Below are 24574 nucleotides of genomic sequence, written 5' to 3' on the forward strand. Positions count from 1 at the left end.
CTGAGGTGAATCGTAGGATGACGGGAAGTCGCTTGGCCGTCACCGTGCGTCCGCGTGATCTCCCCTGATATCGGAAATCCGGCCCATCGCCCCAGTTCGGCTGGGGTTTGAGGCAATCCACGGCGCCCGTGCTGCGCGCCTTATGGAGCGGGTGGACCCGCGGACATGCGGCAGCGGCCATCGACAACTCGACCTGGTTACGGTACGCGGGACGAGGGCCGAGGGTCAAACCAGCCGTCTGCGACCCGCTTTACCCACAGCCTGTGGACAACGACTTGATCCGGCCCTGTTCGCTGACTACCGTTGCAGAACTTGTCTGGTTTGTTCTTGGAAAGCGTGCACCAGTGGCTGATGTCAACAGCGACCTCGTCCCGGTCTGGGCCAGGGTCGTCGAGCGGCTGGTCAACGACCCCGATGTCGGGGAGATGGACAAGCAGTGGGTGCAGCGCACCCAGCCGATGTGGATGATGCACGACACCGCCCTGCTGGCGACCCCGAACGAGCGGGCCAAGCAGGTGCTCGAGGGCCGGCTGCTGCCGCAGCTGACCGAGGCCCTCAGCCGCGAGCTCAGCCGACCGGTCCGGATCGCCGTGATGGTCGACGCCAACGCCGTACCGACCACCCCCGCCCCCCAGGCCCCTGAGCCGTACCCGGGCCCGGCCGAGGACACCGGCGGCTACGGCGGCCAGGACTACCAGCAGCAGTACGAGCAGGACCAGCCCTACGAGCAGCGCCAGCCGTACGAGCAGGACCAGCCCTACGGGCAGGACTACGAGCGGCCCCGCTACGACACCGGCGGCTACGAGCAGCGCCCGGCACCGTACGGCGGCCCGTCCGGCGGCCCGCAGGGATGGCCTGGCTACCAGGAGCAGGGGCCCGGCCACTACGAGTCCGACGAGCCCGCGGCCCGTCCGGCGCCGCGCCCCCTCCCGGGCCCGCCCGCGACCACCCAGGGCGACCTCTTCGGCGGCGCCTACGGCCCCGGCCCGAACGAGCAGCCCCGCGGCGGCGCCGGTCGCCGGTCCGCGGGCTCCCGGCCCTCCGGCGGCCGCCCGGCGGAGAAGGCCGGCCCGGAGCGGTCCGGCGACCGTCCCGGCGTCCCCGGCGTGCCCGCCCCGCCCGGCGCTCCCCCGGCCGGCGGCTCCCGCAAGGACGAGCCGGCCGCCCGGCTGAACCCCAAGTACCTGTTCGACACCTTCGTCATCGGCGCCAGCAACCGCTTCGCGCACGCGGCGGCGGTGGCGGTCGCCGAGGCTCCGGCCAAGGCCTACAACCCGCTCTTCATCTACGGCGAGTCCGGGCTGGGCAAGACCCACCTGCTGCACGCCATCGGGCACTACTCGCGCAGCCTCTTCCCGGGCACCCGGGTGCGCTACGTGTCCTCGGAGGAGTTCACCAACGAGTTCATCAACTCGATCCGGGACGGCAAGGCGGACACCTTCCGCCGCCGCTACCGGGACATGGACATCCTGCTCGTGGACGACGTTCAGTTCCTCGCGAGCAAGGAGTCCACGCAGGAGGAGTTCTTCCACACCTTCAACACCCTCCACAACGCGAACAAGCAGATCGTCCTCTCGTCGGACCGGCCGCCCAAGCTGCTGACCACGCTGGAGGACCGGCTGCGCAACCGCTTCGAGTGGGGTCTGATCACCGACGTCACCCCGCCGGAGCTGGAGACCCGGATCGCGATCCTGCGCAAGAAGGCGATCCAGGAGCAACTCAACGCTCCCGCCGACGTGTTGGAGTTCATCGCGTCCCGGATCACCCGCAACATCCGGGAGCTGGAGGGCGCCCTGATCCGGGTCACCGCCTTCGCCAACCTCAACCGGGCCCCGGTGGACCTGGAGTTGGCCGGGATCGTCCTCAAGGACCTGATCCCGGGCGGGGACGAGGACGCCGGCCCGGAGATCACCGCGCAGGTCATCATGCAGCAGACCGCCGCGTACTTCGGCCTGGGCGTGGACGACCTCTGCGGATCCTCGCGCAGCCGCGTGCTGGTGACGGCCCGCCAGATCGCCATGTACCTGTGCCGGGAGCTCACCGACCTGTCGCTGCCGAAGATCGGCGCGCAGTTCGGCGGCCGCGACCACACCACGGTGATGCACGCGGACCGCAAGATCCGCTCGCTGATGGCCGAGCGCCGCTCGATCTACAACCAGGTCACCGAACTCACCAACCGCATCAAGAGCTAGCCGCCGCGGCACACCGTCGCGACACCCGCCGCGACACCTCCGCACAGCGCTGCCCGGAGGGCGTCAGGAGCGATCCTGACGCCCTTTCGGCATATCCACGGGTGTGTATGCGGCGCCGGCTGGGCAGGGATGTGGTCGACGGATGATGTGCCAGTCCACAGCCCGCGCCGAACAACTGACCGGTGATTCGAAAACCCGGGGCGCGCAAGGCCGTTGTCCACAGGACGGACGCCTTCCCCGTAGTCCACAGGCCGGGGCGTCCGGAGTTATCCAGAATTCGTCCACAGGCCGGTCGCCGCTACGCTCTTCCGCGCAGGTCAGGTGCCTGTGGACTTGTGCACAACGGTTATCCACAGGGTGTGGACAATTGACGGCCTGCCAGTGGGCCATCCGGGTTGTCCACCGGTTGTCCCCAGGCTGGAGGCGGTTATCCCCAGGTTGTCCACAGCATCGTCCACAGTTCGACAACCGTGTGCCGGTGTTCATACCCTGGTGTGAAAGGCGTCACGAAAAGTTGACCGGCGCCCGTGGATAACCGGGCCCGGATCTGGGGATAGCCCTGGGGATAACCTGTGGATACCCAGCGTGCCCTGTGGGTAACGCTCGGCTGTCCACAGCGCGGCCTGCCCGTCCACAGCCGCCGTCCACACCCGCTGTGGACAAAATTCGGGCCCTGACCTGCGGAAACGAGGTTATCCACGGTTTCCACAGGCCCTACTACTACCACTACACAGTTAGACCATGAACCTGCTTTCAAAGTGGGTGGGCCCCAAATCTGTGGACAACCGCTCCCCGACATCTGTTCGGGTTGCTTCCGCCCGTCTGCCCCGTCTGTCGGCGGAGTACGTCAGACTGTCCTTGCGACTGGAAGCGGAGTGAGCAGAGCTCGGCGGACAGCCCAACCGACGATCAAGATCAGACGAACCAGAGTGCGAGCGGGAGCGCTCGATCCAGGAGGCGGTTACCGGTGAAGTTCCGGGTGGAGCGTGACGTCCTCGCGGAGGCGGTGGCCTGGGCTGCCCGCAGCCTCCCGGCACGGCCGCCGGTGCCGGTGCTGGCCGGCCTGCTGCTGACGGCACAGGAGGGCAGCCTGGCCCTGTCCGGCTTCGACTACGAGGTCTCGGCCCGGGTCGAGCTCGAGGCGGACGTCGAGGAGGCCGGCACCGTCCTGGTCTCCGGTCGACTGCTGAACGACATCTCCCGCAACCTTCCCAACAGGCCTGTGGAGATCTCCACCGACGGCCAGCGGGTCAGCGTGGTCTGCGGCAGCTCCCGCTTCACCCTCCCCACCCTCCCGGTGGACGAGTACCCGGCCCTGCCCCAGATGCCGACCGCCACCGGCACCGTCTCCGGGGACGTCTTCGCCTCCGCGGTCAGCCAGGCCGCCGTCGCCGCTGGCCGGGACGACACCCTGCCGGTGCTCACCGGCGTCCGGGTCGAGATCGAGGGCGACCGGATCACCCTGGCCGCCACCGACCGCTACCGCTTCGCCGTCCGCGACCTGCTGTGGAAGCCCGAGCAGTCGGACATCTCCGCAGTCGCCCTGGTCCCCGCCAAGACCCTGCAGGACATCGCCAAGTCCCTGGGCAGCGGCGACACCGTCTCCATCGCGCTCTCCTCGGGCGGCGCGGGCGAGGGCCTGATCGGCTTCGAGGGCGCCGGCCGCCGGACCACCACCCGGCTGCTGGAGGGTGAGTTCCCCAAGTTCCGCAGCCTCTTCCCGACCGAGTTCAACGCGATCGCCGCGATCCAGACCCAGCCCTTCCTGGAGGCGCTCAAGCGCGTCTCGCTGGTCGCCGAGCGCAACACCCCGGTCCGCCTCAACTTCGAGGAGGGCGTGCTGACCCTGGAGGCCGGTTCGGGCGACGACGCCCAGGCCACCGAGCGCATCGAGGCCTCCCTGGAGGGCGACGCCATCTCGATCGCCTTCAACCCGGGCTACCTGGAGGAGGGCCTCAAGGCCATCGACTCCGCCTACGCCCAGCTCAGCTTCACCACCCCGACCAAGCCCGCACTGCTCAGCGGCAAGGTCTCGGTGGACGCCGAGGAGGACAAGGCCTACCAGTACCTGATCATGCCGGTCCGCCTCTCCGGCTGATGCCGAGGATCGGCTGATCCCGTTCCGCGTGACCGTCCACAGGCTGTGCACACCCGCTGTGCACAGCCTGTGGACGTCTCCCCCGGTCGGCCCGACCGCAGGCGGGCCACGGCGGTTCAGCGCGTAGGCTCAAGGAGCGCGGCAACGGCGCCGCCGGCAGGCACGTCACCACAGGTAAGGACTTGGTCATGGAGCTCGGCCTCATCGGTCTCGGCAAGATGGGCGGCAACATGCGCGAGCGGATCCGCCGCGCCGGCCACACCGTCATCGGCTACGACCGCAACCCGGACATCTCCGACGTCGAGAGCCTGCAGGAGCTCGTCAGCAAGCTGCAGGGCCCGCGCGTGGTCTGGGTGATGGTCCCGGCCGGCGCCGCCACCCAGGCGACCGTCGACGAGCTCGCCGAGCTGCTCTCCCCCGGCGACGTGGTGGTCGACGGCGGCAACTCCCGCTGGACGGACGACATCAAGCACGCCGAGTCGCTGGCCGCCAAGGGCATCGGCTTCGTCGACTGCGGCGTCTCCGGCGGCGTCTGGGGCCTGGAGAACGGCTACGCGCTGATGTACGGCGGCGACGCCGAGCACGTCGCCAAGGCCAAGCCGGTCTTCGACGCGCTCAAGCCCGAGGGCGACTTCGGCTCGGTGCACGCGGGCGCGGTGGGCGCCGGCCACTTCGCCAAGATGGTCCACAACGGCATCGAGTACGCGATGATGCAGGCCTTCGCCGAGGGCTGGGAGCTGCTGGAGGCCGCCCCCGAGGTCACCGACGTGCGCGAGGTCTTCCGCAGCTGGCAGGAGGGCACCGTCATCCGCTCCTGGCTGCTGGACCTGGCCGTCCGCGCCCTGGACGACGACGAGCACCTGGCCAAGCTCAAGGGCTGGGCCGCCGACTCCGGCGAGGGCCGCTGGACCGTCGAGGCCGCGATCGACCACGCCGTGCCGCTGCCGGCGATCACCGCCTCGCTGTTCGCCCGCTTCGCCTCCCGCCAGGACGACTCGCCGCAGATGAAGATGATCGCCGCGCTGCGCAACCAGTTCGGCGGCCACGCGGTCGAGTCGAAGTAGTCCCTATCGGGGCGCAGGCCCCGGCTCCATCCACAGAAGGCGGGCGCAGTCCACAGCCATGCACGTCGCGCATCTGTCGCTCGCCGACTTCCGGTCGTACGCCCGGGTCGAGGTGCCCCTCGACCCGGGCGTGACGGCGTTCGTGGGGCCCAACGGCCAGGGCAAGACCAACCTGGTCGAGGCGATCGGCTACGTCGCCACCCTGGGCAGCCACCGGGTCGCCACCGACGCCCCGCTGATCCGGCTGGGCGCCGAGCGGGCGGTGATCCGCACCTCGGTGGTGGACCGCGGCCGATCCACCCTGGTCGAGCTGGAGCTGACTCCGGGCAAGGCCAACCGGGCCCGGATCAACCGCTCCGACAACGTTCGCCCGCGCGACGTGCTGGGCCTGCTGCGCACCGTGCTGTTCGCCCCCGAGGACCTCAGCCTGGTCAAGGGCGACCCGGGCGAGCGCCGGCGCTTCCTGGACGAGCTGCTGACCGCCCGCGCGCCCCGGCTGGCCGGCGTGCGGCAGGACTACGAGCGGGTGCTCAAGCAGCGCAACGCCCTGCTGAAGACCGCCGCGATGGCCCGCCGGGCCGGTGGCGGCAAGGGCGCGGACCTGTCCACCCTGGAGGTCTGGGACGGTCACCTGGCGCGCGCCGGCGCCGAGTTGACGGCCTTCCGGATCCAGCTGGTGGCCGCCCTGCAGCCGCTGGTGACGGCCGCGTACGGGCAGCTGGCCCCCGGCGGCGGCGAGACCACCCTGGAGTACCGCAGCTCCTTCGAGGGCGAGCTGCCGACCAGCCGCGAGCAGGCCGAGGAGCAGCTGCTGGGGGCGCTGCAGGCGGCCCGCAAGCAGGAGGTCGATCGCGGCCTCACGCTGGTCGGCCCGCACCGGGACGAGCTGGTGCTCAAGCTCGGCCCGCTGCCCGCCAAGGGCTACGCCAGCCACGGCGAGTCCTGGTCGTACGCGCTCGCGCTGCGGCTGGCCTCGTACGAGCTGTTGCGCGCCGACGGCGGTGAGCCGGTGCTGATCCTGGACGACGTGTTCGCCGAGCTGGACGCGGCCCGCCGGGACCGGCTGGCCGAACTGGTGGCCGACGGCGAGCAGGTGCTGGTGACCGCGGCGGTCGCCGAGGACGTGCCGAAGGCGCTGGCCGGTGCCCGGTTCACGGTCTCCGACGGCGCCGTGCGCCGCATCGACGCCTGACCGCGCACCCGTTCCACGCCCCCCGCCGCGATCCGCGGGCGCCGAGCGCTCCCGTAGGCTGGAGGGCTCGGCGGGCGTGCGACCGCGACCGTTGTCCACAGGCTGGGGAAAGGAGATCGCCGTGAGCGAGCCGGCGGAGAACTCCCCCCAGCCCGGCACCCCCGGTACCCCCGAGCCGACCGGTGCCGATCTCGCCCGCTCCGCGCTGCGGGCGGCCCGCGCCCAGGCCCGCCAGCGCGGCGAGCAGGTCCGGGAGAAGCGCGAGGCCAAGCGGCACGGCCTGCGCAGCGGGGCCCGTTCGGACGGACGCGACCCGGTCCCACTGGGCGCGGCGCTGAACCGGTTGCTGACCGAGCGCGGCTGGGAGTCCTCGGCCGCCGTCGGCGGGGTGATGGGCCGCTGGCCGCAGATCGTCGGCCCGGACATCGCCGCGCACTGCCACCCCTCCTCCTACGACGAGGCCGCCGCGGTGCTCACCGTGCAGTGCGACTCCACCGCGTGGGCCACTCAACTGCGGTGGCTGGCGCGGCAGTTGGTGGCCCGTCTGAATCACGAGCTGGGCCACGGCACGGTCAAGACCATCAAGGTGCTGGGCCCGGCGGCGCCCGCCCGCGGCTACGGCCGGCTGCGTGCGCCGGGGAGCAAGGGGCCGGGCGACACCTGGGGGTGACCGGAACGCCGGTCCGTCGGCGGCGGCGCGGATCGGACGGCGATCTTCCGGAACCCCTGACAGCCCTCCCAGGAGCTCTGGGGCCCCCGGGCGAGTATCGGGACATGTGCAGAGGGGATTCAGGGCGGCGTATCTGCCTTCAAGGGCTGCCAAACGCCCATCTCTGTCAGTCGTACCGGTAGACTGAAAGCCAAACACTGTTGCTAGTGGCAACCGAGTCGAAACGCCGTGGTCGCACGCTCGCCCGCACGGGGCGGGGATGCGGCCCGTGCTGTGCCAGAGAGGGCGCTTCGTGGCCGATTCCGGCAACCCCAGCCAGACCCCAGACCAGTCCGACCAGGCTTCCTACACCGGTAGCAACATCCAGGTGCTGGAAGGCCTCGACGCCGTCCGCAAGCGCCCCGGCATGTACATCGGTTCCACCGGCGAGCGCGGCCTGCACCACCTGGTGCAGGAGGTCGTGGACAACTCCGTCGACGAGGCGATGGCGGGGTACGCCGACACCATCGACGTCACGATCATGGCCGACGGCGCGGTCCGGGTGGTCGACAACGGCCGAGGCATTCCGGTCGACATCGTCCCCGGGCAGGAGAAGCCGGCCGTCGAGGTCGTGCTCACCGTGCTGCACGCGGGCGGCAAGTTCGGCGGCGGCGGCTACGCGGTCTCCGGCGGTCTGCACGGCGTCGGCGTCTCCGTGGTGAACGCGCTCTCCACCCGCCTCGCGGTCGAGATCCTCCGGGACGGCCACCGCTGGACCCAGGACTACAAGATGGGCGCGCCGGTCGCCCCCCTGGTCAAGGGCGAGGCCACCGAGCGCACCGGGACCATCGTTACGTTCTGGGCCGACCCGGACATCTTCGAGACCACGGTCTACTCCTTCGAGACGCTCTCCCGGCGCTTCCAGGAGATGGCGTTCCTCAACAAGGGCCTGACCATCTCGCTGACCGACGAGCGCCCGGAGCACGCGGACGAGGACGGCAACCCGCTCTCCGTCACCTACAAGTACGACGGCGGCATCGCGGACTTCGTCACCCACCTCAACTCCCGCAAGGGCGAGGTGATCCACCCCTCGGTGATCGACTTCGAGGCGGAGGACAAGGACAAGACGATCTCCGTCGAGGTCGCCATGCAGTGGAACTCCTCGTACACCGAGGGGGTCTACAGCTTCGCCAACACCATCCACACGCACGGCGGCGGTACCCACGAGGAGGGCTTCCGCGCCGCGCTGACCGGCCTGGTGAACCGCTACGCGCGGGACAAGAAGCTGCTCCGCGACAAGGACGACAACCTCTCCGGCGAGGACATCCGCGAGGGTCTGACCGCGATCATCTCGGTCAAGCTCGGCGAGCCGCAGTTCGAGGGCCAGACCAAGGACAAGCTCGGCAACACCGAGGCGAAGACCTTCGTCCAGCGGGTCGTCCACGAGCAGCTGAACGACTGGCTGGACCGCAACCCCAACGAGGCCGCGGACATCATCCGCAAGTCCATCCAGGCCGCCACCGCGCGCGTCGCCGCCCGCAAGGCGCGCGACCTGACCCGGCGCAAGGGCCTGCTGGAGAGCGCCTCGCTGCCGGGCAAGCTGAGCGACTGCCAGTCCAAGGACCCGTCCGAGTGCGAGATCTTCATCGTCGAGGGTGACTCCGCAGGCGGCTCGGCCAAGCAGGGCCGCGACCCGCGCATCCAGGCGATCCTCCCGATCCGCGGCAAGATCCTGAACGTCGAGAAGGCCCGGATCGACAAGGTGCTGCAGAACACCGAGGTCCAGGCGCTGATCTCGGCCTTCGGCTGCGGCATCCAGGAGGACTACGACGAGTCCAAGCTCCGCTATCACAAGATCGTCCTGATGGCGGACGCCGACGTCGACGGGCAGCACATCCGCACCCTGCTGCTGACCCTGCTGTTCCGCTTCATGCGGCCGCTGGTCGAGTCCGGGTACGTGTACCTGGCGATGCCGCCGCTGTACAAGATCAAGTGGGGCAAGGACGACTTCGACTACGTCTACTCCGACCGCGAGCGCGACGCCACCATCGCGGCAGGCGTCGCGGCCGGGCGCCGGCTGCCCAAGGACGACGCGATCCAGCGCTTCAAGGGTCTCGGCGAGATGAACGCCGAGGAGCTCCGGATCACCACCATGGACCAGGCCCACCGCCTGCTGCAGCAGATCACCCTGGAGGACGCGGCCCGTGCCGACGACCTCTTCTCCGTCCTGATGGGCGAGGACGTCGAGGCCCGCCGCTCCTTCATCCAGCGCAACGCCAAGGACGTCCGCTTCCTGGACGTGTGACGGGGCCCGCCCCTGCCAGCACGGTCCAGTCACGCGTGAAAGGAAACTGACCACCAGTGGTCGACGACAACCGTCCCGACGGCGAGCAGCCGGACGCCAGCACCGCCACCACCCTGTCTGACAGCGAGGCGGGCTTCGTGTCCCGGGTCGAGCCGATCGAGCTCGAGACCGAGATGCAGCGCTCGTACCTCGACTACGCGATGAGCGTCATCGTGAGCCGCGCGCTGCCCGAGGTCCGCGACGGCCTCAAGCCGGTGCACCGGCGCGTGCTCTACGCGATGTACGACGGCGGGTACCGCCCCGAGAAGGGCTACTACAAGTGCGCCCGCGTCGTCGGCGACGTGATGGGCAACTACCACCCGCACGGCGACACCTCGATCTACGACACCGTGGTCCGCCTGGCCCAGCCGTGGTCGCTGCGGATGCCGCTGGTGGACGGCAACGGCAACTTCGGCTCCCCGGGCAACGACCCGGCCGCGGCCATGCGCTACACCGAGTGCAAGCTGATGCCGCTGGCCATGGAGATGATGCGCGACATCGACGAGGAGACCGTCGATTTCGCCGCCAACTACGACGGCCGCTCGCAGGAGCCCACCGTCCTGCCCGCGCGCATCCCCAACCTGCTGGTCAACGGTGCCACCGGCATCGCGGTCGGCATGGCCACCAACATCCCGCCGCACAACCTGCGCGAGGTCGCCTCCGGTGCCCTCTGGGCGCTGGAGCACCCGGACTCCTCCAACGAGGAGCTGCTGGACGCCCTGATCGAGCGGATCAAGGGCCCGGACTTCCCGACCGGCGCCCTGATCGTCGGCCGCCGCGGCATCGAGGAGGCGTACCGCACCGGGCGCGGCTCGATCACCATGCGCGCGGTGGTCGAGGTCGAGGAGATCCAGGGCCGCCAGTGCCTGGTGATCACCGAGCTGCCGTACCAGGTCAACCCGGACAACCTCGCGTTGAAGATCGCCGACCTGGTCAAGGACGGCAAGGTCGCCGGCATCGCCGACGTCCGCGACGAGTCCTCCTCGCGCACCGGCCAGCGCCTGGTGATCGTGCTCAAGCGCGACGCCGTCGCCAAGGTCGTGCTGAACAACCTCTACAAGCACACCGACCTGCAGACCAACTTCGGCGCCAACATGCTGGCCCTGGTCGACGGCGTGCCGCGCACGCTCTCGCTCGACGCCTTCATCCGGCACTGGGTCAACCACCAGGTCGACGTCATCGTCCGACGCACCACCTTCCGCCTGCGCAAGGCCGAGGAGCGCGCCCACATCCTGCGCGCGCTGCTGCGCGCCCTGGACATGATCGACGAGGTCATCGCGCTGATCCGGGCCTCGGCGAGCGCCGACGCCGCCCGCACCGGCCTGATGGGCCTGCTCGACATCGACGAGCTCCAGGCCAACGCCATCCTGGAGATGCAGCTGCGCCGCCTGGCCGCCCTCGAGCGCCAGCGGATCATGGACGAGCACGACGAGCTGCAGCGCAAGATCGACGAGTACAACGCGATCCTGGCCTCGCCGACCCGCCAGCGGGAGATCATCTCCGAGGAGCTCACCGCGATCGTCGAGAAGTACGGCGACGAGCGGCGCTCCACCCTCATCCCCTCCGACGGCGACCTCTCCATCGAGGACCTCATCGCCGAGGAGGACATCGTCGTCACGATCACCCGTGGCGGCTACGTCAAGCGGACCCGCTCCGACCTCTACCGCTCGCAGAAGCGCGGCGGCAAGGGCGTGCGCGGTGCCCAGCTGAAGCAGGACGACATCGTCGACCACTTCTTCGTGACGACGACCCACAACTGGATCCTGTTCTTCACCAACAAGGGCCGGGTCTACCGCGCCAAGGGCTACGAGCTGCCGGACGCCGGGCGCGACGCCCGCGGCCAGCACGTGGCCAACCTGCTGGCCTTCCAGCCGGAGGAGCACATCGCCCAGGTGATGGCCGTCCGGACCTACGAGGACAAGCCGTACCTGGTCCTCGCGACCCGGGCCGGTCTGGTGAAGAAGTCCGCGCTGAAGGACTACGACTCCCCGCGCTCCGGCGGCCTGATCGCGATCAACCTGCGCCAGGACGAGGAGGGCCGGGACGACGAGCTGATCGGCGCCGAGCTGGTCTCCGCCGAGGACGACCTGCTGCTGGTCTCCAAGAAGGCCCAGTCGATCCGCTTCACCGCGACCGACGACGCCCTGCGCTCCACCGGCCGCGCCACCTCCGGCGTCAAGGGCATGGCCTTCCGCGAGGACGACGAGCTGCTCTCGATGAACGTCGTCCGCCCGGGAACCTACGTCTTCACCGCCACCGACGGCGGGTACGCCAAGCGCACCGGTGTGGACGAGTACCGTGTCCAGGGACGCGGCGGCTACGGCACCAAGGCGGCGAAGATCGTCGAGGGCCGGGGCTCGCTCGTCGGCGCGCTCGTGGTCGACGAAACCGACGAGATCATGGCGATCACCCTCTCGGGTGGGGTGATCCGCACGAGGGTTTCCGAGGTTCGTGAAACCGGACGTGACACGATGGGCGTCCAACTGATCAACCTCGGAAAGCGCGACGCTGTCGTGGGCATGGCCCGCAACGCCGAAGCCGAGGACGAGGAGCCGGCGGAGGACGAGATCGCCGGCACCGAGTCCACCGAGCCGGCCGAGGGTGCGGAGACGGCGGTCGACGGAGACGTCGAGGCCTGAACCGAACCGCAGACCGGTGTCGCCGCGTCCCCCACAGTGGGCGTGGCGACACCGGACGCCGACCAGTTCCGGGCAATCCCGCCGGGCGCTGGATGACGAGTGACGAAGCAGGGCGGCGCCGCCGCCCTGGTGGGAAGTGCGGGAGGACCAGGTGAGTGGAGCCACGGGTGCTGCGGGAGGGACCTCCGGCGGCCGTCCGGGCGCGCAGGGCGGGGGTTCGTACGGCGTCCCGCAGCCGCCGACCGAGCACTCGACCGCGTCCACCTCGCTGATGCCGCAGGCCGGCGGCGCGGGTCAGGGCGGCGCGGCCTACGGTGGCCAGACGCCCCCGCCGCCGGGGGGCTCCCCGGCGGCCGGCTCGGGGGGCTTCTCCCAGCCGACCACGTACGCCAAGGGGCAGCCGACCCCGCCCCGGGGCACCCCCGTTCCCGGGGCGGCGCGCCGCCCCGCCGGAGCGCCCGCGGCCCCGCCCGCGGCGGCGGCCGCCGCCGCGGGCCTCGGCCGGACCCGCAAGGCCCGGCTGCGGGTGACCAAGGTCGACCCGTGGTCGGTGATGAAGGTCAGCTTCCTGCTGTCGCTGGCCGTCGGCATCATCATCATCGTGGCCTCGGCGGTGCTGTGGATGACGCTGGACTCGCTCGGCGTCTTCGACTCGCTGACCAAGACCCTCAAGGACGTCACGGGCTCGGACAGCAACGGCGGCCTCAACCTGATGGACTACGTCGGCTTCGGCAAGGTGATGACCTTCACCACGCTGATCGCCGTGGTCGACGTCGTCCTGCTGACCGCCCTGTCCACCCTCTCCGCGTTCATCTACAACGCGGCGGCCGGCTTCACCGGCGGCATCGAGCTGACCCTGGCCGAGGAGGACTGATCCCGGCCGGATCCTGACTCACACTCAGTTTCCCGTCCACGGACGGAATGTACGGGCCCCACCGACTGTTGCAGCCGGTGGGGCCCGTCGGCATTCGGGTGACAGCCGGCACCCCGCGGCGTGCCGCCCGGAATCCGGTCGGCCGCGGTGGGATTTGCTGGGTGGCGCCCGTTCCGCGCCTGGGAGTGCCGCAGGCCGCCCCCGGTCCGTACGGCCGGGTCAGGAGAGGTTCAGCAGGACGACTGGACGGAGGCGCGCGGTGGCGAAGCTCGCAGGTCAACTGGTCGAGGCCCTGGACGGGCTGTTGGGGGTCCCGGCACCGCTGCGGGTGCAGGCCTGGGACGGCAGCGTCGCCGGGCCGCCGGGGGCCCCCACCGTGGTCCTGCGCAACCGCCGGGCACTGCGCCGGCTGCTCTGGCAGCCGGGCGAGCTGGGCCTGGCCCGGGCCTACGTCTCGGGGGACCTGGAGATCGCCCCCGGCACCGACCTCTACGAGGTGCTCTCGGTGGTCGGTCGGTTCGCCGAGCGGCCGGAGATCCGCACGCTCCACCTCGGGCCGCGCGACGTCGTCGGCGCCAAGGGCCGACAGGTCCTCGCGGCCCTCCTGCGGGCCGGGGCGCTCGGCCCCGAGCCGGCCCCGCCCCAGGAGGAGGTCAGGAAGGCCGAGGGGCGGCTGCACAGCCGCCACCGGGACCGTGCGGCCATCAGCCACCACTACGACGTCGGGAACGACTTCTACGGCCTCGTGCTGGGCCCCTCGATGGTCTACTCGTGCGCCTACTGGACGCCGGAGGCGAAGAGCCTGGAGGCCGCCCAGGAGGCCAAGCTCGACCTGATCTGCCGCAAGCTCGGCCTGCGGCCCGGGATGCGGCTGCTCGACGTCGGCTGCGGCTGGGGATCGCTGCTGCTGCACGCGGCGGAGCACTACGGCGTCACCGCGGTCGGCGTCTCCATCTCCAGGGAACAGGTCGCGCTGGCCCGTGCGCGGGTCGAGGAGGCCGGCCTGGCCGACCGGGTCGAGGTCCGCCTCCAGGACTACCGGGAGATCACCGACGGGCCGTTCGACGCGATCTCCAGTGTCGGGATGGCCGAGCACGTCGGCGCCGAGCAGTACCGGGTCTACGCCGAGGGCCTGTACCGGCTGCTGGCGCCCGGCGGCCGGCTGCTCAACCACCAGATCGCCCGCCGCCCCGACCACCCCGGTGAGCCGTACCGCGCCAGCCCCTTCATCGACCGCTACGTCTTCCCCGACGGTGAGCTCTCCCCCGTCGGTTCCACCGTGGCCCGGCTCGAGGAGGCCGGCTTCGAGGTCCGGGACGTCGAGTCGCTGCGCGAGCACTACGGGCTGACCCTGCGCGAATGGGTGGCCAACCTCGAGGCGCACTGGACGGAGGCGGTCCGGCTGGTCGGCCGCGGCCGGGCCCGGGTCTGGCGGCTGTACATGACGGCCTGCGCGCTCGCCTTCGAGCAGAACCGGATCGGGATCAACCAGGTCCTCGCCGTCCGCAGCACCGAGGAGGGCGCGGCGGGCCTCCCGTCGACCCGCGAGCAGTGGCTGCTGCGACCCGCCGCCCTCCCGCCGCGGCCGACCGCCGGGATCCACGCCGCAGGCCGGGCCGACCCGGATTTGGGGGATCGGCCGTCGGTCCGCTAATCTTTCAGTGCGGCAAGGGCCTATAGCTCAGACGGTTAGAGCGCTTCCCTGATAAGGAAGAGGCCACAGGTTCAAGTCCTGTTAGGCCCACCACCGCGAAGGCCCCGGAGTGATCCACTCCGGGGCCTTCGACGTTTTCGCGGATCGGGCGGATTCCGGTACGCTCTCTGTTCGGCGAGGGCCTATAGCTCAGACGGTTAGAGCGCTTCCCTGATAAGGAAGAGGCCACAGGTTCAAGTCCTGTTAGGCCCACCTCCCCGAAGGGCCCGGAGTGATCCACTCCGGGCCCTTCGACGTTCCCGCCCGCTCGTGCCCCTCGGGAGGCTCGGCGGACCGGGCCTGACCGGGGATTCCCGGGCCGGCCGCACGCCGGCGCGGCGCCCGGCAGAAGGTGCTGCGTCAATCCTCGGACCGGACCGCCGGGTTGGCCGCACCGGTGGCTGGTCACGATTGGGATACCGGTGTGTATCATCGGCCGCAAGGGCAGTCTGGCACCCGGCCGCCCGTTTGCGCTCGAAACACATCTGGACTCGTCGGACCGGTCAATCCGGCCGGATCCGGCTCTTGAGTCCGTCAACGCAAGAAGGACGAGGTCCCGCGGTGAAGAAGCTTCTCCTGGTCGCCCTGGTCGCCCTCGGCGGCTTCTTTGTCTACCGTCAGGTCCAGGCGGACCGCGCCGAGCAGGACCTGTGGACCGAGGCCACCGACCCGGTCCCGGCCGGTCGCTGAGCCCCGGGCGATCTGACGATCGACGGTCTTCGGAGGCGCCGACCCGCGCCTCCCGGGCCGGCCGGCCCGGTCTACCGACCGGACCGGCCGGTCCCCTTCAGGGGACGGCGCTGGGAAACGCGCCGGAACCCGGTACGCTAGTGCCCGTTGGCACCGGCGGTGCCGTCGAGGGGCATTAGCTCAGTTGGTAGAGCGCTGCCTTTGCAAGGCAGATGTCAGGAGTTCGAGTCTCCTATGCTCCACAGTTCACAGCAGTCGCCGATCGGCCGCTGACCAGGATCCTGGTCAGCGGCCGATCGGCGTTTCCGGGCCTCGCCGCGTCTTCCGCACGGTCAGTCCGTCGTGGGGCCCTCGTCGTCGACGGGTTTGCCGGGCTCGACGGCTTCGGCCTCGGGACCGGAGCCGTTCACCGGGGCGGTGGCGGCGTGCGCGCCGGCCGGCCGGGACTCCTGCGCCGCCGGGGGCTCGACCAGCCACTCCGGGTTGCTGTGCCGGCGCCACCACTGCCAGGCCACCAGGCCGCTGCCGATCGCCACAAGGCCGGCCACGGCGAGGCCGGTGGCCCAGCCGTTGCACCGTTCCTTCCGGGCGTTCCGGGCGGCCAGCTCGCTGATCTCGGCCGAGCTGACGTGGCCGTGCAGGGCGGTCAGCGCGGCGGCTCCCCGGGTCTGGGCCTCCTGGGCGACCGGGACGACCGCGGCGCGGGCGTCGTCGACCGCCTGGGCCACCCTGGGGACGACCGTGGTGCGCGCCTGGTCCGCGGCCCGGGCGGCGGAGATGCGGGCCGCCAGGGCGGCCTCCTGGGCCCGGTGGAGGGCCTTCAGGGCTTGCTGCTGGGCCTCCGGCGGCAGGCTGGCGAAGGCATGGCCGAACTGTGGGGCGAGGTGCTTGTCGTACTGAACGCGGAGATTGTGGCCGGCCTGGGTGGCCATCGGTCCGAGGGCGTCCAGGGCGGGGCCGAGGCGTTGCTTGGCGCCCTCCGCGACCTGTGCGGCGGTGTCCCGGGTCCTGGTGGCCGTCTCACGGGCTGAGTCCGAAAAGCTCACGAGTCTCTCCTCCTGGGTGGCGTCCTTTATGCACATATCCACCTGAATGCTGATCATGCATCCTGATTTGTCCGATGGCACGTCGGGTGGGCCGTACGCGGTCCCCCGGGAGCTGTGGCTCGGTGGGGCGTTCGGGTGGGGCGGGATGCGGCGGAGCGGGCCGTGGGGCGGGGGTGCGGCAGTAGGCTGACTTTTTTGGAGGTCGTGAACCGGAAGGGGACCCGCTGATGCGCCCGGACGAGCCGCGGTCGTCGGCCGATCGGTCCCCGGAGGCCGGGTTGCCCGGCTGCCACCGACACCCCCAGGTGCCCACCGGGGTCTCCTGCACCCGCTGCGAGCGGCCGATCTGCCCGCAGTGCATGGTGACCGCCGCGGTGGGCTTCCAGTGCCCCGAGTGCGTCGGCACGGGGCACGCGGGGACCCGGCGGGCGACCACCCGGTTCGGCGGGGCGCCGACCGTCGACGGCGGGCTGGTCACCAGGCTGCTGATCGGGACCAACGTGGTGGTCTGGCTGCTGGCCGCCTACGTGCTCACGCCACGGCTGGGCCAGACCTGGTCGCTGTTCAGCGCCGGACGGGACGTCCTCGGCGGTCCGGCCGGCCTCGCCGACGGCCCGGAGCAGTGGTACCGGCTGCTGACCGCCACCTTCCTGCACCTGGAGTGGTGGCACATCGGGCTGAACATGCTGGTGCTGCTCCGGCTCGGTCCGCCGCTCGAGGAGGCGCTCGGCCGGCTCCGCTTCCTGGCCCTCTACCTGCTCTCCGGTCTGGGCGGCAGCACCTTCGGCTTCCTGGTGGCCGGCGACTTGATGAACTCGGTGGGGGCGTCCGGGGCGATCTTCGGGCTGATCGGCGCCACGATCGTGATGCAGCTGCGGAACAAGGGCCCGCTGGCCATGGTGATGGCGTTCCTGGTCTTCAACCTGGTCGTCACCTTCTCGCGTCCCGGCATCGACTGGCGGGCGCACCTGGGCGGCCTGGCGGTGGGCGCGCTGACCGCGGCCGGCCTGATGTACGCCCCGCGCGAGCGCCGCGGCCTGGTCCAGGGGCTGACGGTGGCCGGGGCGCTGGCCCTGGAGGCGGGGATGCTGCTGATCGGGATGTCGCTCTACGGCGCCTGAGGACTCGGGCGTTTGTCCACAGCGGGTGCGGGGTTGTGCACAGGCTGTGCGTCGCCCCCGGTGCGGACGGCTGTTCTACGCGTGTCCTGCTGTGCGATTTCCCCGGTTCCCGGGATGGTGCGCACGGCTGTGGGCGGTTCCCCCGGGAAAGTTATCCACAGGCTGGGGAGACTTTTCCCCAGTGTGGATAACCATGTGGATAAGCCTGACAGTCCGATGGTGGGGATAACCGACCGGATGCCCGCCCGCGTCCGGGCACGCCTGACCGCCGCCCCGGGACGAGCGATCCGGAGCGGCGGGAATCGGCCCTTCCGGGCCTCAGGACGAGCGGGTCGTCACTTCCACTGGGTGGAGACGCCGAACCCCGCGGCGATGAAGCCGAAGCCGACCAGGATGTTCCAGTTCCGCCAGCTCTCGACCGGGTAGGTGCCGCTGGTCACGTAATAGGTGACGATCCACACCAGGCCGATCAGGAACAGTGCCAGCATCAGCGGCGCGACCCAACCGCGGCCCGAGCTGATCTTCACCGCGGCCGCGGTCGGCGGGGTGTAGTCGGACTTCTTGCGGAGTCGAGACTTCGGCACGAGGGGTTCTCCTGTCGATGCGCTGGAAGACCGCGCAGGGGTGCAGCGGGTGAGTCGGTCGGCGGTCGGCCGTGGGAACGCACTGAGGGACGCTCCGCACGTGCCACCGGCGTCCGTTAGCGTAGTGGCTCGGCGGGTCCTGAGGAGATAAGGGTACGGTGACTAATTTGTCGATTCCCCCTGAGCCGGTCCGTACCCGCCGCTCCGATATCCGAATTGTCGGACGTGCCCTGACCTGCGCGGTCTTCGCGCTCGCCGGACTGCTCTTCTACATCAGCGCGCAGACCGCCCGCGGCACCGACCTGCGGACCGACAACTCGCTGCTGAGCCTCGGCGACGTGATCCGCCAGCGCAGCGCGCAGAACCAGCAGGCGCAGTCCCAGCTCGCCGACCTCCAGGCCCGTGCCCAGGACCTCACCGAGCAGCAGGGCCACAGCCCCGCCGACGCGGCGCAGCTGGACGGCCTGCGGCTCGGCGCCGCCCTGGAGCCGCTGCAGGGCGGCGGACTGAGCGTCACCCTCAACGACGCCCCGCCGAACGCCACCGCGCGCATCCCCGGCGTTCCCGAGCCCGGCGTCAACGACCTGGTCATCCACCAGCAGGACATCCAGGCCGTGGTCAACGCGCTGTGGCGGGGCGGCGCGGAGGGCGTGCAGGTGATGGACCAGCGGCTGATCTCCACCAGCGCCGTCCGCTGCGTCGGCAACACCCTGCTGCTGCAGGGCCGGGTCTACTCCCCGCCGTACGTGGTCAAGGCGGTGGGGAAGACCGAGGCGCTGCGCTCGGCCGTCGACGCGGACCCGACGATCCGCAACTACCTGAAGTACGTCCAGGCGTACGGGCTGGGCTGGAAGGTCCAGGAGAGCGGCGACCTGACACTGCCGGGCTACTCCGGCACCACCGAGCTGCGGTCGGCGGGCGGGCAGTAGCGGACCGGCCTCGCGGCCGTGGAAGCCGGGTCTACTCTTGACCCAGCCTGCTACGACGAGGGAGCACCATGTACGGCTTCATCTGGCGTCACCTCCCGGGGAACACCCTGATCAAGGCCGTCCTTTCGGTGCTCCTCATCCTGGGGATCGTCTACCTGCTCTTCACCTACGTCTTCCCGTGGGCGGAACCGTTGCTCCCCTTCGGTGACGTCACAGTGGACGGCGGCGACGGCGCCGCGGCCGGTTGAACCGGCGGCCCCGGCACCTCCATCCAGCACCGCCATCCGGCACCGCATCCCACGGAGACCACGCGCGCATGACCACCCAGTCGAACCCGCCCCGCATCCTGGTGGTGGACAACTACGACAGCTTCGTCTTCAACCTGGTCCAGTACCTGTACCAGCTCGGTGCCACCTGCGAGGTGGTGCGCAACGACGAGGTGACCGTCGAGCACGCCGTCCGCCGCGCCGGGGCGGAGGGCTTCGACGGGGTGCTGCTCTCCCCCGGGCCCGGCGCGCCGGAGGAGGCCGGGGTCTGCATCGAGATGGTGCACCACTGCGCGCGGATCGGGCTGCCGGTGTTCGGCGTCTGCCTGGGCCTGCAGTCGCTCGCGGTCGCGTACGGTGCGGTGGTCGGCCGGGCGCCTGAGCTGCTGCACGGCAAGACCTCGCTGGTCGAGCACGAGGACGGCGGGGTGTTCGAGGGCCTGCCCTCGCCGCTGACCGCGACCCGCTACCACTCGCTCGCGGTCGAACCGTCCACCGTTCCGGCGGAGTTGGTGGTCACCGCGCGGACCGAGAGCGGTGTGATCATGGGCCTGAGGCACCGTGAACTGCCGGTCGAGGGCGTGCAGTTCCACCCGGAGTCGGTGCTCACCGAGGGCGGGCACCGGATGCTCGCCAACTGGCTCGCCGAGTGCGGCTTCCCGCAGGCCGTGGACCGGTCGGCCGGGCTCGCCCCGGTGATCGGCCGGGGCTGAGCGGCGTGACCACGCTGCGTCCGGAGGGGCGTTACCAGCCGGAGGCGGACCCGTACGGCGGCGCGCGGCAGTTCGACGGCGCCCAGCCGTATGCGGGCCCGCAGTACGGCGACGGCACCGGCACCGCCCCGTACCAGCAGGCGTTCCCGGCCCAGACCGCGCCCGAGGACGCCTGGGGCGTCTACGAGCAGGCCGAGGAGCCCCTCGCGGGCGGGCCCGAGTACCCCTGGCTGCCCGACCAGACCCTCCAGCTGCGACTGCCCGCCGGGGTCGGCGCGTCGGCCGCCGAGCCGGCCCCGCCCACCGGCGGCCGGGCCGAGCGTCGACGGGCCGCCCAGGGCCGTCCGGCGATCCGGTCGGGCAACGGGCGGCGCCGGGCGGGCGGCCGGGCCGCCGGACGGGTGCGCCCCAAGGAGTCCGCGGTCGTCGTGGCCGCCCGAGCCGTCGGCGAGCTGTGCATAACGCTCGGCGTGGTGATGCTGCTCTTCGTCGCCTACCAGCTCTGGTGGACCAACGTGCAGGCCGACGCGGCCGCCAGCGGGGCCCGCAACCAGCTGGAGCAGCAGTTCGACGCGGCCCAGGCACCCGCGCAGCCGGGGCAGCCGGCTCCGGACCCGAACAAGCCCGAGGTGTTCGAGCCCGGCAAGGGCTTCGCCATCATCTACCTGCCCAAGCTGGGGCTGAAGTTCCCGATCGCCGAGGGCACCTCCAAGTCGGCGGTGCTCGACAAGGGCCTGGTCGGCCACTACCCCGGCACCGGGATGCCCGGCGACCAGGCGGGCAACTTCGCGCTGGCCGCCCACCGCAACACCCACGGCGAGCCGTTCCGGTACATCAACCAGCTCTCCAAGGGCGACAAGGTCGTGGTGGAGACCGCCGCCGGGTACTACACCTACGAGATCACCGGGGGCATCCCGGAGACCTCCCCCAGCAACGTGAGCGTGATCAAGCCGGTGCCGAACGGCGCCGGGTACGCCGGCCCCGGCCGCTACATCACGCTGACCACCTGCACCCCGGAGTTCACCTCCAAGTTCCGTCTCATCGTCTTTGGGAAGATGATCGAGGAACGGCCGCGCAGCCAAGGCAAGCCGGCGGCGATCACGGGCGGGTAGCCGCCCGGACGCCCGGCCCGGAGGGGGAGCACCGCACATGCAGGACGACGAGGCCGCGCAGTCGGCCGAACCGGGGCAGGACGCCTTCCCCCCGCCCGGGCAGCAGCCCGGGCAGCGGGCCGGGCGCGGGAGGCGCCGGGCGCTGGCCGCGCTCGGGGTGTTCGGCGAGCTGCTGATCACCCTGGGCCTGGTGCTCGGCCTGTTCGTGGCCTACTCGCTGTGGTGGACCAACGTGCAGGCCGACCGCTCGGCGTCGGAGGCCGCCGACCGGCTGCGCGGCGCCTGGGCCGCGGGCCCGACCGCCGCCCCCTCGGCCGCGCCCGGGACCACCCCCGCCCCCGGCGCCCCGCCCGGGCCGGCGCAGTTCGCGGCCGGGGACGACGTGGGCTTCCTGCACGTCCCGGCGATGGGCAGGGACTTCCAGGTGCTGATCCGGATGGGCACCTCCACCGAGGTCCTGGACGAGGGTGTGGCGGGCGTCTACGAGCAGCCGTACAAGGCCGCGCTGCCCTGGGACCAGGCGGGCAACTTCGCGCTGGCCGCCCACCGGGACGGCCACGGCGCCAAGTTCCACGACCTGGACGCCGTCCACAAGGGCGACGCGGTCGTCGTCGAGACCAAGGACAAGTGGTACGTCTACAAGGTCGACAGCACCCTGCCGGAGACGTCCAAGTTCGACACCGGCATCGTGGCGCCCGTCCCGGCCCGCTCCGGGTACGCCGTCCCCGGCCGCTACATCACCCTGACCACCTGCACGCCGGTCTACACCTCGCGCTACCGGATGGCGGTCTGGGGGAGCCTGGTGCGGGTGGACGACATGGACGCCAAGCGCACTCCGCCGCCGGAGCTGCGCCACTCCTGAGGCCTCGTGAGGTCTGGTGGGGCCTCGTGGGGCGTCATGGGGGTCGAGAACGCCCGAGGGCCCGCCGCATCCGCTGCGGCGGGCCCTCGGGCGTCGCTGTCCGGCCCTACCGGGCTCCGGGTCCCCGGTTCAGTTGAACCAGGGGAATATCGGAGGCCTAGTGGTCCCCTTTGGCGGGTGGGGTGGTGGGGTCGCCCCCTTTCGGGGGGTCGGCCGGCTTGGTGAGCAGCTGGACCTGGGTGTTCGGGTCCAGCGGGGTGCCGGCCCCCGGGGTGCTCATCTGGACGATCGCGTTCGGGTCCTGAGGGCCGATCACGCTGTAGCCGAGGCCGGCCTTCGACAGCGCCGCGATGGCGTCCGACAGCTTGAGGTTCTGCACCGGCGGGACCTGGGCCTTGTCCGGGGCCTTGTAGATCGTCAGCGCGATCTTCGTGTTGGCCGCGGCCTTGGAGTTGGCCTGGAGGGACTGCGCGGCGACGGTGTTGATCTTGGACGGGTCGGGGGCCGCCGCCGTCTTCGAGGAGTCGACCTGGAAGCCGAGGCCCGTCAGCGTGCTCTCCGCGGCCTCCTTCTGGGCGCCGACCACGTTCGGGACGTTGATCTTGGTCTTGCCCTGCGAGACCGTCAGCTTGATCGGGGCGGTCGGGTCCGCGGTCTGGTTGGCCGCCGGGTCCTGGCCGGTGACGGTGTCCTGCGGGGCGGAGTCGTCGTCCTTGTACTCGGGGGTGCCGACGTTGGTGAAGCCGGCCGCGGCCAGGGCCTGCAGCGCCTGGTCCTTGGGCTTGCCGACCACGTTCGGGACCTGCGCCTTGGCCGGGCCGGTGGAGACCTGGACCGTGATGGTCGCGGTCTCGGCGATCTGGCTGCCGGCCGTCGGGTTCTGGGTGCAGACCTGGTCCTTCTTGACGGCGGCGTCAGGACAGGCGATCTTCTCGCCCTCGGTCACCACGAGCTTGGCACCGGCCGCCGCGGCGGCGGTCTTGGCCTCGGCCAGGCTCCTGCCGACCAGGTTCGGGGCGGTGACCTTCGCGGCGTCCTTGCCCTTGTCGTTGCCGAACATCGCCTGGGCCACGAAGAAGGTGCCGACCAGGACCAGTACGGCGGCCACCGCCAGCACGATCCAGGAGGTGTTGCTCTTCTTCGGCCGGTCCTCGCCGCGCCGGCCGCCGCCCTGGCCGTAGCCGTCGTCGCCGCCCGCGCCGCCGCCGTGGGTCTGGCCGTAGCCGTCGTCCTGGTAGCCGCCCTGCCCGTAGCCGGGCTGCCCGCCGGCCTGCGGCAGGACGGTGGTCGGGCCGCCGCCGGGCTGCTGCGGCAGCATGTTGGTCTGGCCGTACGGGTCGTGCTGCTGCGGGTAGCCGTTCTGGTCGTAGCCGTAGCCGGCGCCCATGCCGTACGCGGCCTGCTGGGCGGCCGCCACCGGCAGGCCGTCGAGGAAGCGCTCGATGTCGTCGCGCATCTCGTCGGCGCTCTGGTAGCGGTAGTCGCGGTCCTTGGCGAGCGCCTTCAGCACGATCGCGTCGATCTCGGGGCGCACCTCGGGGTCGAAGACCGACGGCGGCTGCGGCTCCTCCCGGACGTGCTGGTAGGCCACCGCGACCGGCGAGTCGCCGACGAACGGCGGCCGGACGGTCAGCAGCTCGTAGAGCAGGCAGCCGGTGGAGTAGAGGTCGGAGCGGGCGTCGACCTGCTCGCCCTTGGCCTGCTCGGGGGAGAGGTACTGGGCGGTGCCGATGACGGCAGAGGTCTGCGTCATGGTCATCCCGGCGTCGCCCATCGCGCGGGCGATGCCGAAGTCCATCACCTTGACGTTGCCCTGCCGGGTCAGCATCACGTTGGCGGGCTTGATGTCGCGGTGCACGATGCCGGCCCGGTGCGAGTACTCCAGGGCCTGGAGGATGCCGATGGTCATCTCCAGCGCCCGCTCGGGCAGCAGCCGGCGGCCGGAGTGCAGCAGCTCGCGCAGCGTGGACCCCTCGACGTACTCCATCACGATGTACGGGATGGAGATGCCGTCGATGTAGTCCTCGCCCGTGTCGTACACGGCGACGATCGCGGGGTGGTTCAAGGACGCCGCCGACTGTGCCTCGCGGCGGAAGCGGGCCTGGAACGACGGATCCCGGGCCATGTCGGCCCGGAGCGTCTTCACTGCGACGGAACGGCCGAGCCGGGTGTCATGGGCGAGGTAAACCTCGGCCATGCCGCCGCGTCCGAGGACGCCGCCGAGCTCGTACCTGCCGCCTAGGCGACGAGGCTCTTCCATAGTTCCGACCCTCTCCCTCACCCGCCGGTGAGGTTGTGACGTAGGTGTCCCCGCACGCTCTGGGTGACGCCGCGCGGTCCGCTACCGGTTCTCCGGCCGGGCCGTTCGGTGCCTCGCGGGCGGCAACGGGCACACCCGCTGCTGGCGGATACGCTACCGGTCGCACCCCATCGGACCGGAGTCAGCCGTCGGCCGATATCAGACCGGTATCCGGACGGGGGTGCCGATCGTGACATTCCCCTCACC

Annotated in this window: 19 protein-coding genes and 3 tRNA genes; 19 read left to right on the plus strand and 3 right to left on the minus strand. The window is 71.1% G+C overall.

Going from position 1 to position 24574, the window contains the following annotated elements:
* Positions 1-344 precede the first annotated feature (344 nt).
* The 13 genes from dnaA to ACZ52R_RS02535 all read left to right on the plus strand — a co-directional run bounded on the left by dnaA (position 345) and on the right by ACZ52R_RS02535 (position 15677).
* A complete protein-coding gene (dnaA, locus tag ACZ52R_RS02475; RefSeq protein WP_465615445.1) occupies positions 345-2192 on the plus strand; it encodes a chromosomal replication initiator protein DnaA in 1848 nt (615 codons plus the stop codon).
* Positions 2193-3159: 967 nt separating this feature from the next.
* Positions 3160-4290 (plus strand): DNA polymerase III subunit beta, encoded by a 1131-nt coding sequence (gene dnaN, locus ACZ52R_RS02480; RefSeq protein WP_360502531.1) that lies wholly within the window; start codon positions 3160-3162, stop codon positions 4288-4290.
* Positions 4291-4478: 188 nt separating this feature from the next.
* The gene (gene gnd, locus ACZ52R_RS02485; protein WP_360502534.1) at positions 4479-5354 is read left to right on the plus strand and encodes a phosphogluconate dehydrogenase (NAD(+)-dependent, decarboxylating); all 876 of its coding nucleotides are present in this window, start codon (positions 4479-4481) and stop codon (positions 5352-5354) included.
* Between the two features lie 58 nt (positions 5355-5412).
* Complete coding sequence (recF, locus tag ACZ52R_RS02490) at positions 5413-6546, plus strand: DNA replication/repair protein RecF (protein WP_360502537.1); 1134 nt, start codon at positions 5413-5415, stop codon at positions 6544-6546.
* A gap of 121 nt (positions 6547-6667) precedes the next feature.
* Positions 6668-7216 (plus strand): DciA family protein, encoded by a 549-nt coding sequence (locus tag ACZ52R_RS02495; RefSeq protein WP_360502540.1) that lies wholly within the window; start codon positions 6668-6670, stop codon positions 7214-7216.
* Positions 7217-7484: 268 nt separating this feature from the next.
* Positions 7485-9500 (plus strand): DNA topoisomerase (ATP-hydrolyzing) subunit B, encoded by a 2016-nt coding sequence (gene gyrB, locus ACZ52R_RS02500; RefSeq protein WP_465615449.1) that lies wholly within the window; start codon positions 7485-7487, stop codon positions 9498-9500.
* Between the two features lie 113 nt (positions 9501-9613).
* Positions 9614-12178, plus strand: a complete 2565-nt coding sequence (gyrA, locus tag ACZ52R_RS02505; protein ID WP_465615858.1) for a DNA gyrase subunit A — start codon at positions 9614-9616, stop codon at positions 12176-12178.
* 151 nt (positions 12179-12329) lie between these two features.
* Positions 12330-13052 carry a DUF3566 domain-containing protein gene (locus tag ACZ52R_RS02510; protein WP_465661598.1) on the plus strand — a complete coding sequence of 241 codons (723 nt, stop codon included), beginning with the start codon at positions 12330-12332 and terminating at the stop codon, positions 13050-13052.
* A gap of 259 nt (positions 13053-13311) precedes the next feature.
* The gene (locus ACZ52R_RS02515; protein ID WP_465615451.1) at positions 13312-14706 is read left to right on the plus strand and encodes a class I SAM-dependent methyltransferase; all 1395 of its coding nucleotides are present in this window, start codon (positions 13312-13314) and stop codon (positions 14704-14706) included.
* Positions 14707-14722: 16 nt separating this feature from the next.
* Positions 14723-14799: transfer RNA gene (locus ACZ52R_RS02520), tRNA-Ile, on the plus strand.
* A gap of 85 nt (positions 14800-14884) precedes the next feature.
* A tRNA-Ile gene (locus ACZ52R_RS02525) sits at positions 14885-14958 on the plus strand.
* A 348-nt stretch (positions 14959-15306) separates the two neighbouring features.
* Positions 15307-15435, plus strand: a complete 129-nt coding sequence (locus tag ACZ52R_RS02530; RefSeq protein WP_014137031.1) for a DLW-39 family protein — start codon at positions 15307-15309, stop codon at positions 15433-15435.
* Positions 15436-15604: 169 nt separating this feature from the next.
* Positions 15605-15677, plus strand: a tRNA-Ala gene (locus ACZ52R_RS02535).
* Positions 15678-15767: 90 nt separating this feature from the next.
* Here ACZ52R_RS02535 and ACZ52R_RS02540 read toward each other — a convergent pair.
* A complete protein-coding gene (locus ACZ52R_RS02540) occupies positions 15768-16481 on the minus strand; it encodes a DUF5324 family protein (RefSeq protein WP_465615453.1) in 714 nt (237 codons plus the stop codon).
* Positions 16482-16708: 227 nt separating this feature from the next.
* Between ACZ52R_RS02540 and ACZ52R_RS02545 the strand changes: the two genes are divergently transcribed.
* Positions 16709-17602 carry a rhomboid family intramembrane serine protease gene (locus tag ACZ52R_RS02545; RefSeq protein WP_465752526.1) on the plus strand — a complete coding sequence of 298 codons (894 nt, stop codon included), beginning with the start codon at positions 16709-16711 and terminating at the stop codon, positions 17600-17602.
* A 335-nt stretch (positions 17603-17937) separates the two neighbouring features.
* Here ACZ52R_RS02545 and crgA read toward each other — a convergent pair whose 3' ends face one another.
* Entirely contained in the window at positions 17938-18186 is a 249-nt protein-coding gene (crgA, locus tag ACZ52R_RS02550; protein WP_360498163.1) for a cell division protein CrgA, read from the minus strand.
* A 173-nt stretch (positions 18187-18359) separates the two neighbouring features.
* On the opposite strand from crgA, the gene ACZ52R_RS02555 reads away from it, so the two are divergent.
* The 5 genes from ACZ52R_RS02555 (at position 18360) to ACZ52R_RS02575 (ending at position 22068) form a co-directional block, all read left to right on the plus strand.
* The gene (locus tag ACZ52R_RS02555) at positions 18360-19115 is read left to right on the plus strand and encodes a DUF881 domain-containing protein (protein WP_465615860.1); all 756 of its coding nucleotides are present in this window, start codon (positions 18360-18362) and stop codon (positions 19113-19115) included.
* A 68-nt stretch (positions 19116-19183) separates the two neighbouring features.
* Positions 19184-19363, plus strand: a complete 180-nt coding sequence (locus ACZ52R_RS02560) for a hypothetical protein (RefSeq protein ID WP_360498161.1) — start codon at positions 19184-19186, stop codon at positions 19361-19363.
* Between the two features lie 68 nt (positions 19364-19431).
* Positions 19432-20094 carry an aminodeoxychorismate/anthranilate synthase component II gene (locus ACZ52R_RS02565; RefSeq protein WP_360498159.1) on the plus strand — a complete coding sequence of 221 codons (663 nt, stop codon included), beginning with the start codon at positions 19432-19434 and terminating at the stop codon, positions 20092-20094.
* Positions 20095-20099: 5 nt separating this feature from the next.
* Complete coding sequence (locus ACZ52R_RS02570) at positions 20100-21206, plus strand: class E sortase (RefSeq protein ID WP_396289017.1); 1107 nt, start codon at positions 20100-20102, stop codon at positions 21204-21206.
* Between the two features lie 37 nt (positions 21207-21243).
* Positions 21244-22068, plus strand: coding sequence for a class E sortase (locus tag ACZ52R_RS02575; protein WP_465661600.1), 825 nt, complete (start codon positions 21244-21246; stop codon positions 22066-22068).
* A 157-nt stretch (positions 22069-22225) separates the two neighbouring features.
* Here ACZ52R_RS02575 and pknB read toward each other — a convergent pair whose 3' ends face one another.
* Complete coding sequence (gene pknB, locus ACZ52R_RS02580) at positions 22226-24328, minus strand: Stk1 family PASTA domain-containing Ser/Thr kinase (protein WP_465752528.1); 2103 nt, start codon at positions 24326-24328, stop codon at positions 22226-22228.
* Between the last annotated feature and the right edge of the window lie 246 nt (positions 24329-24574).

It is taken from the genome of Kitasatospora sp. NPDC034023 (genome assembly GCF_055575795.1).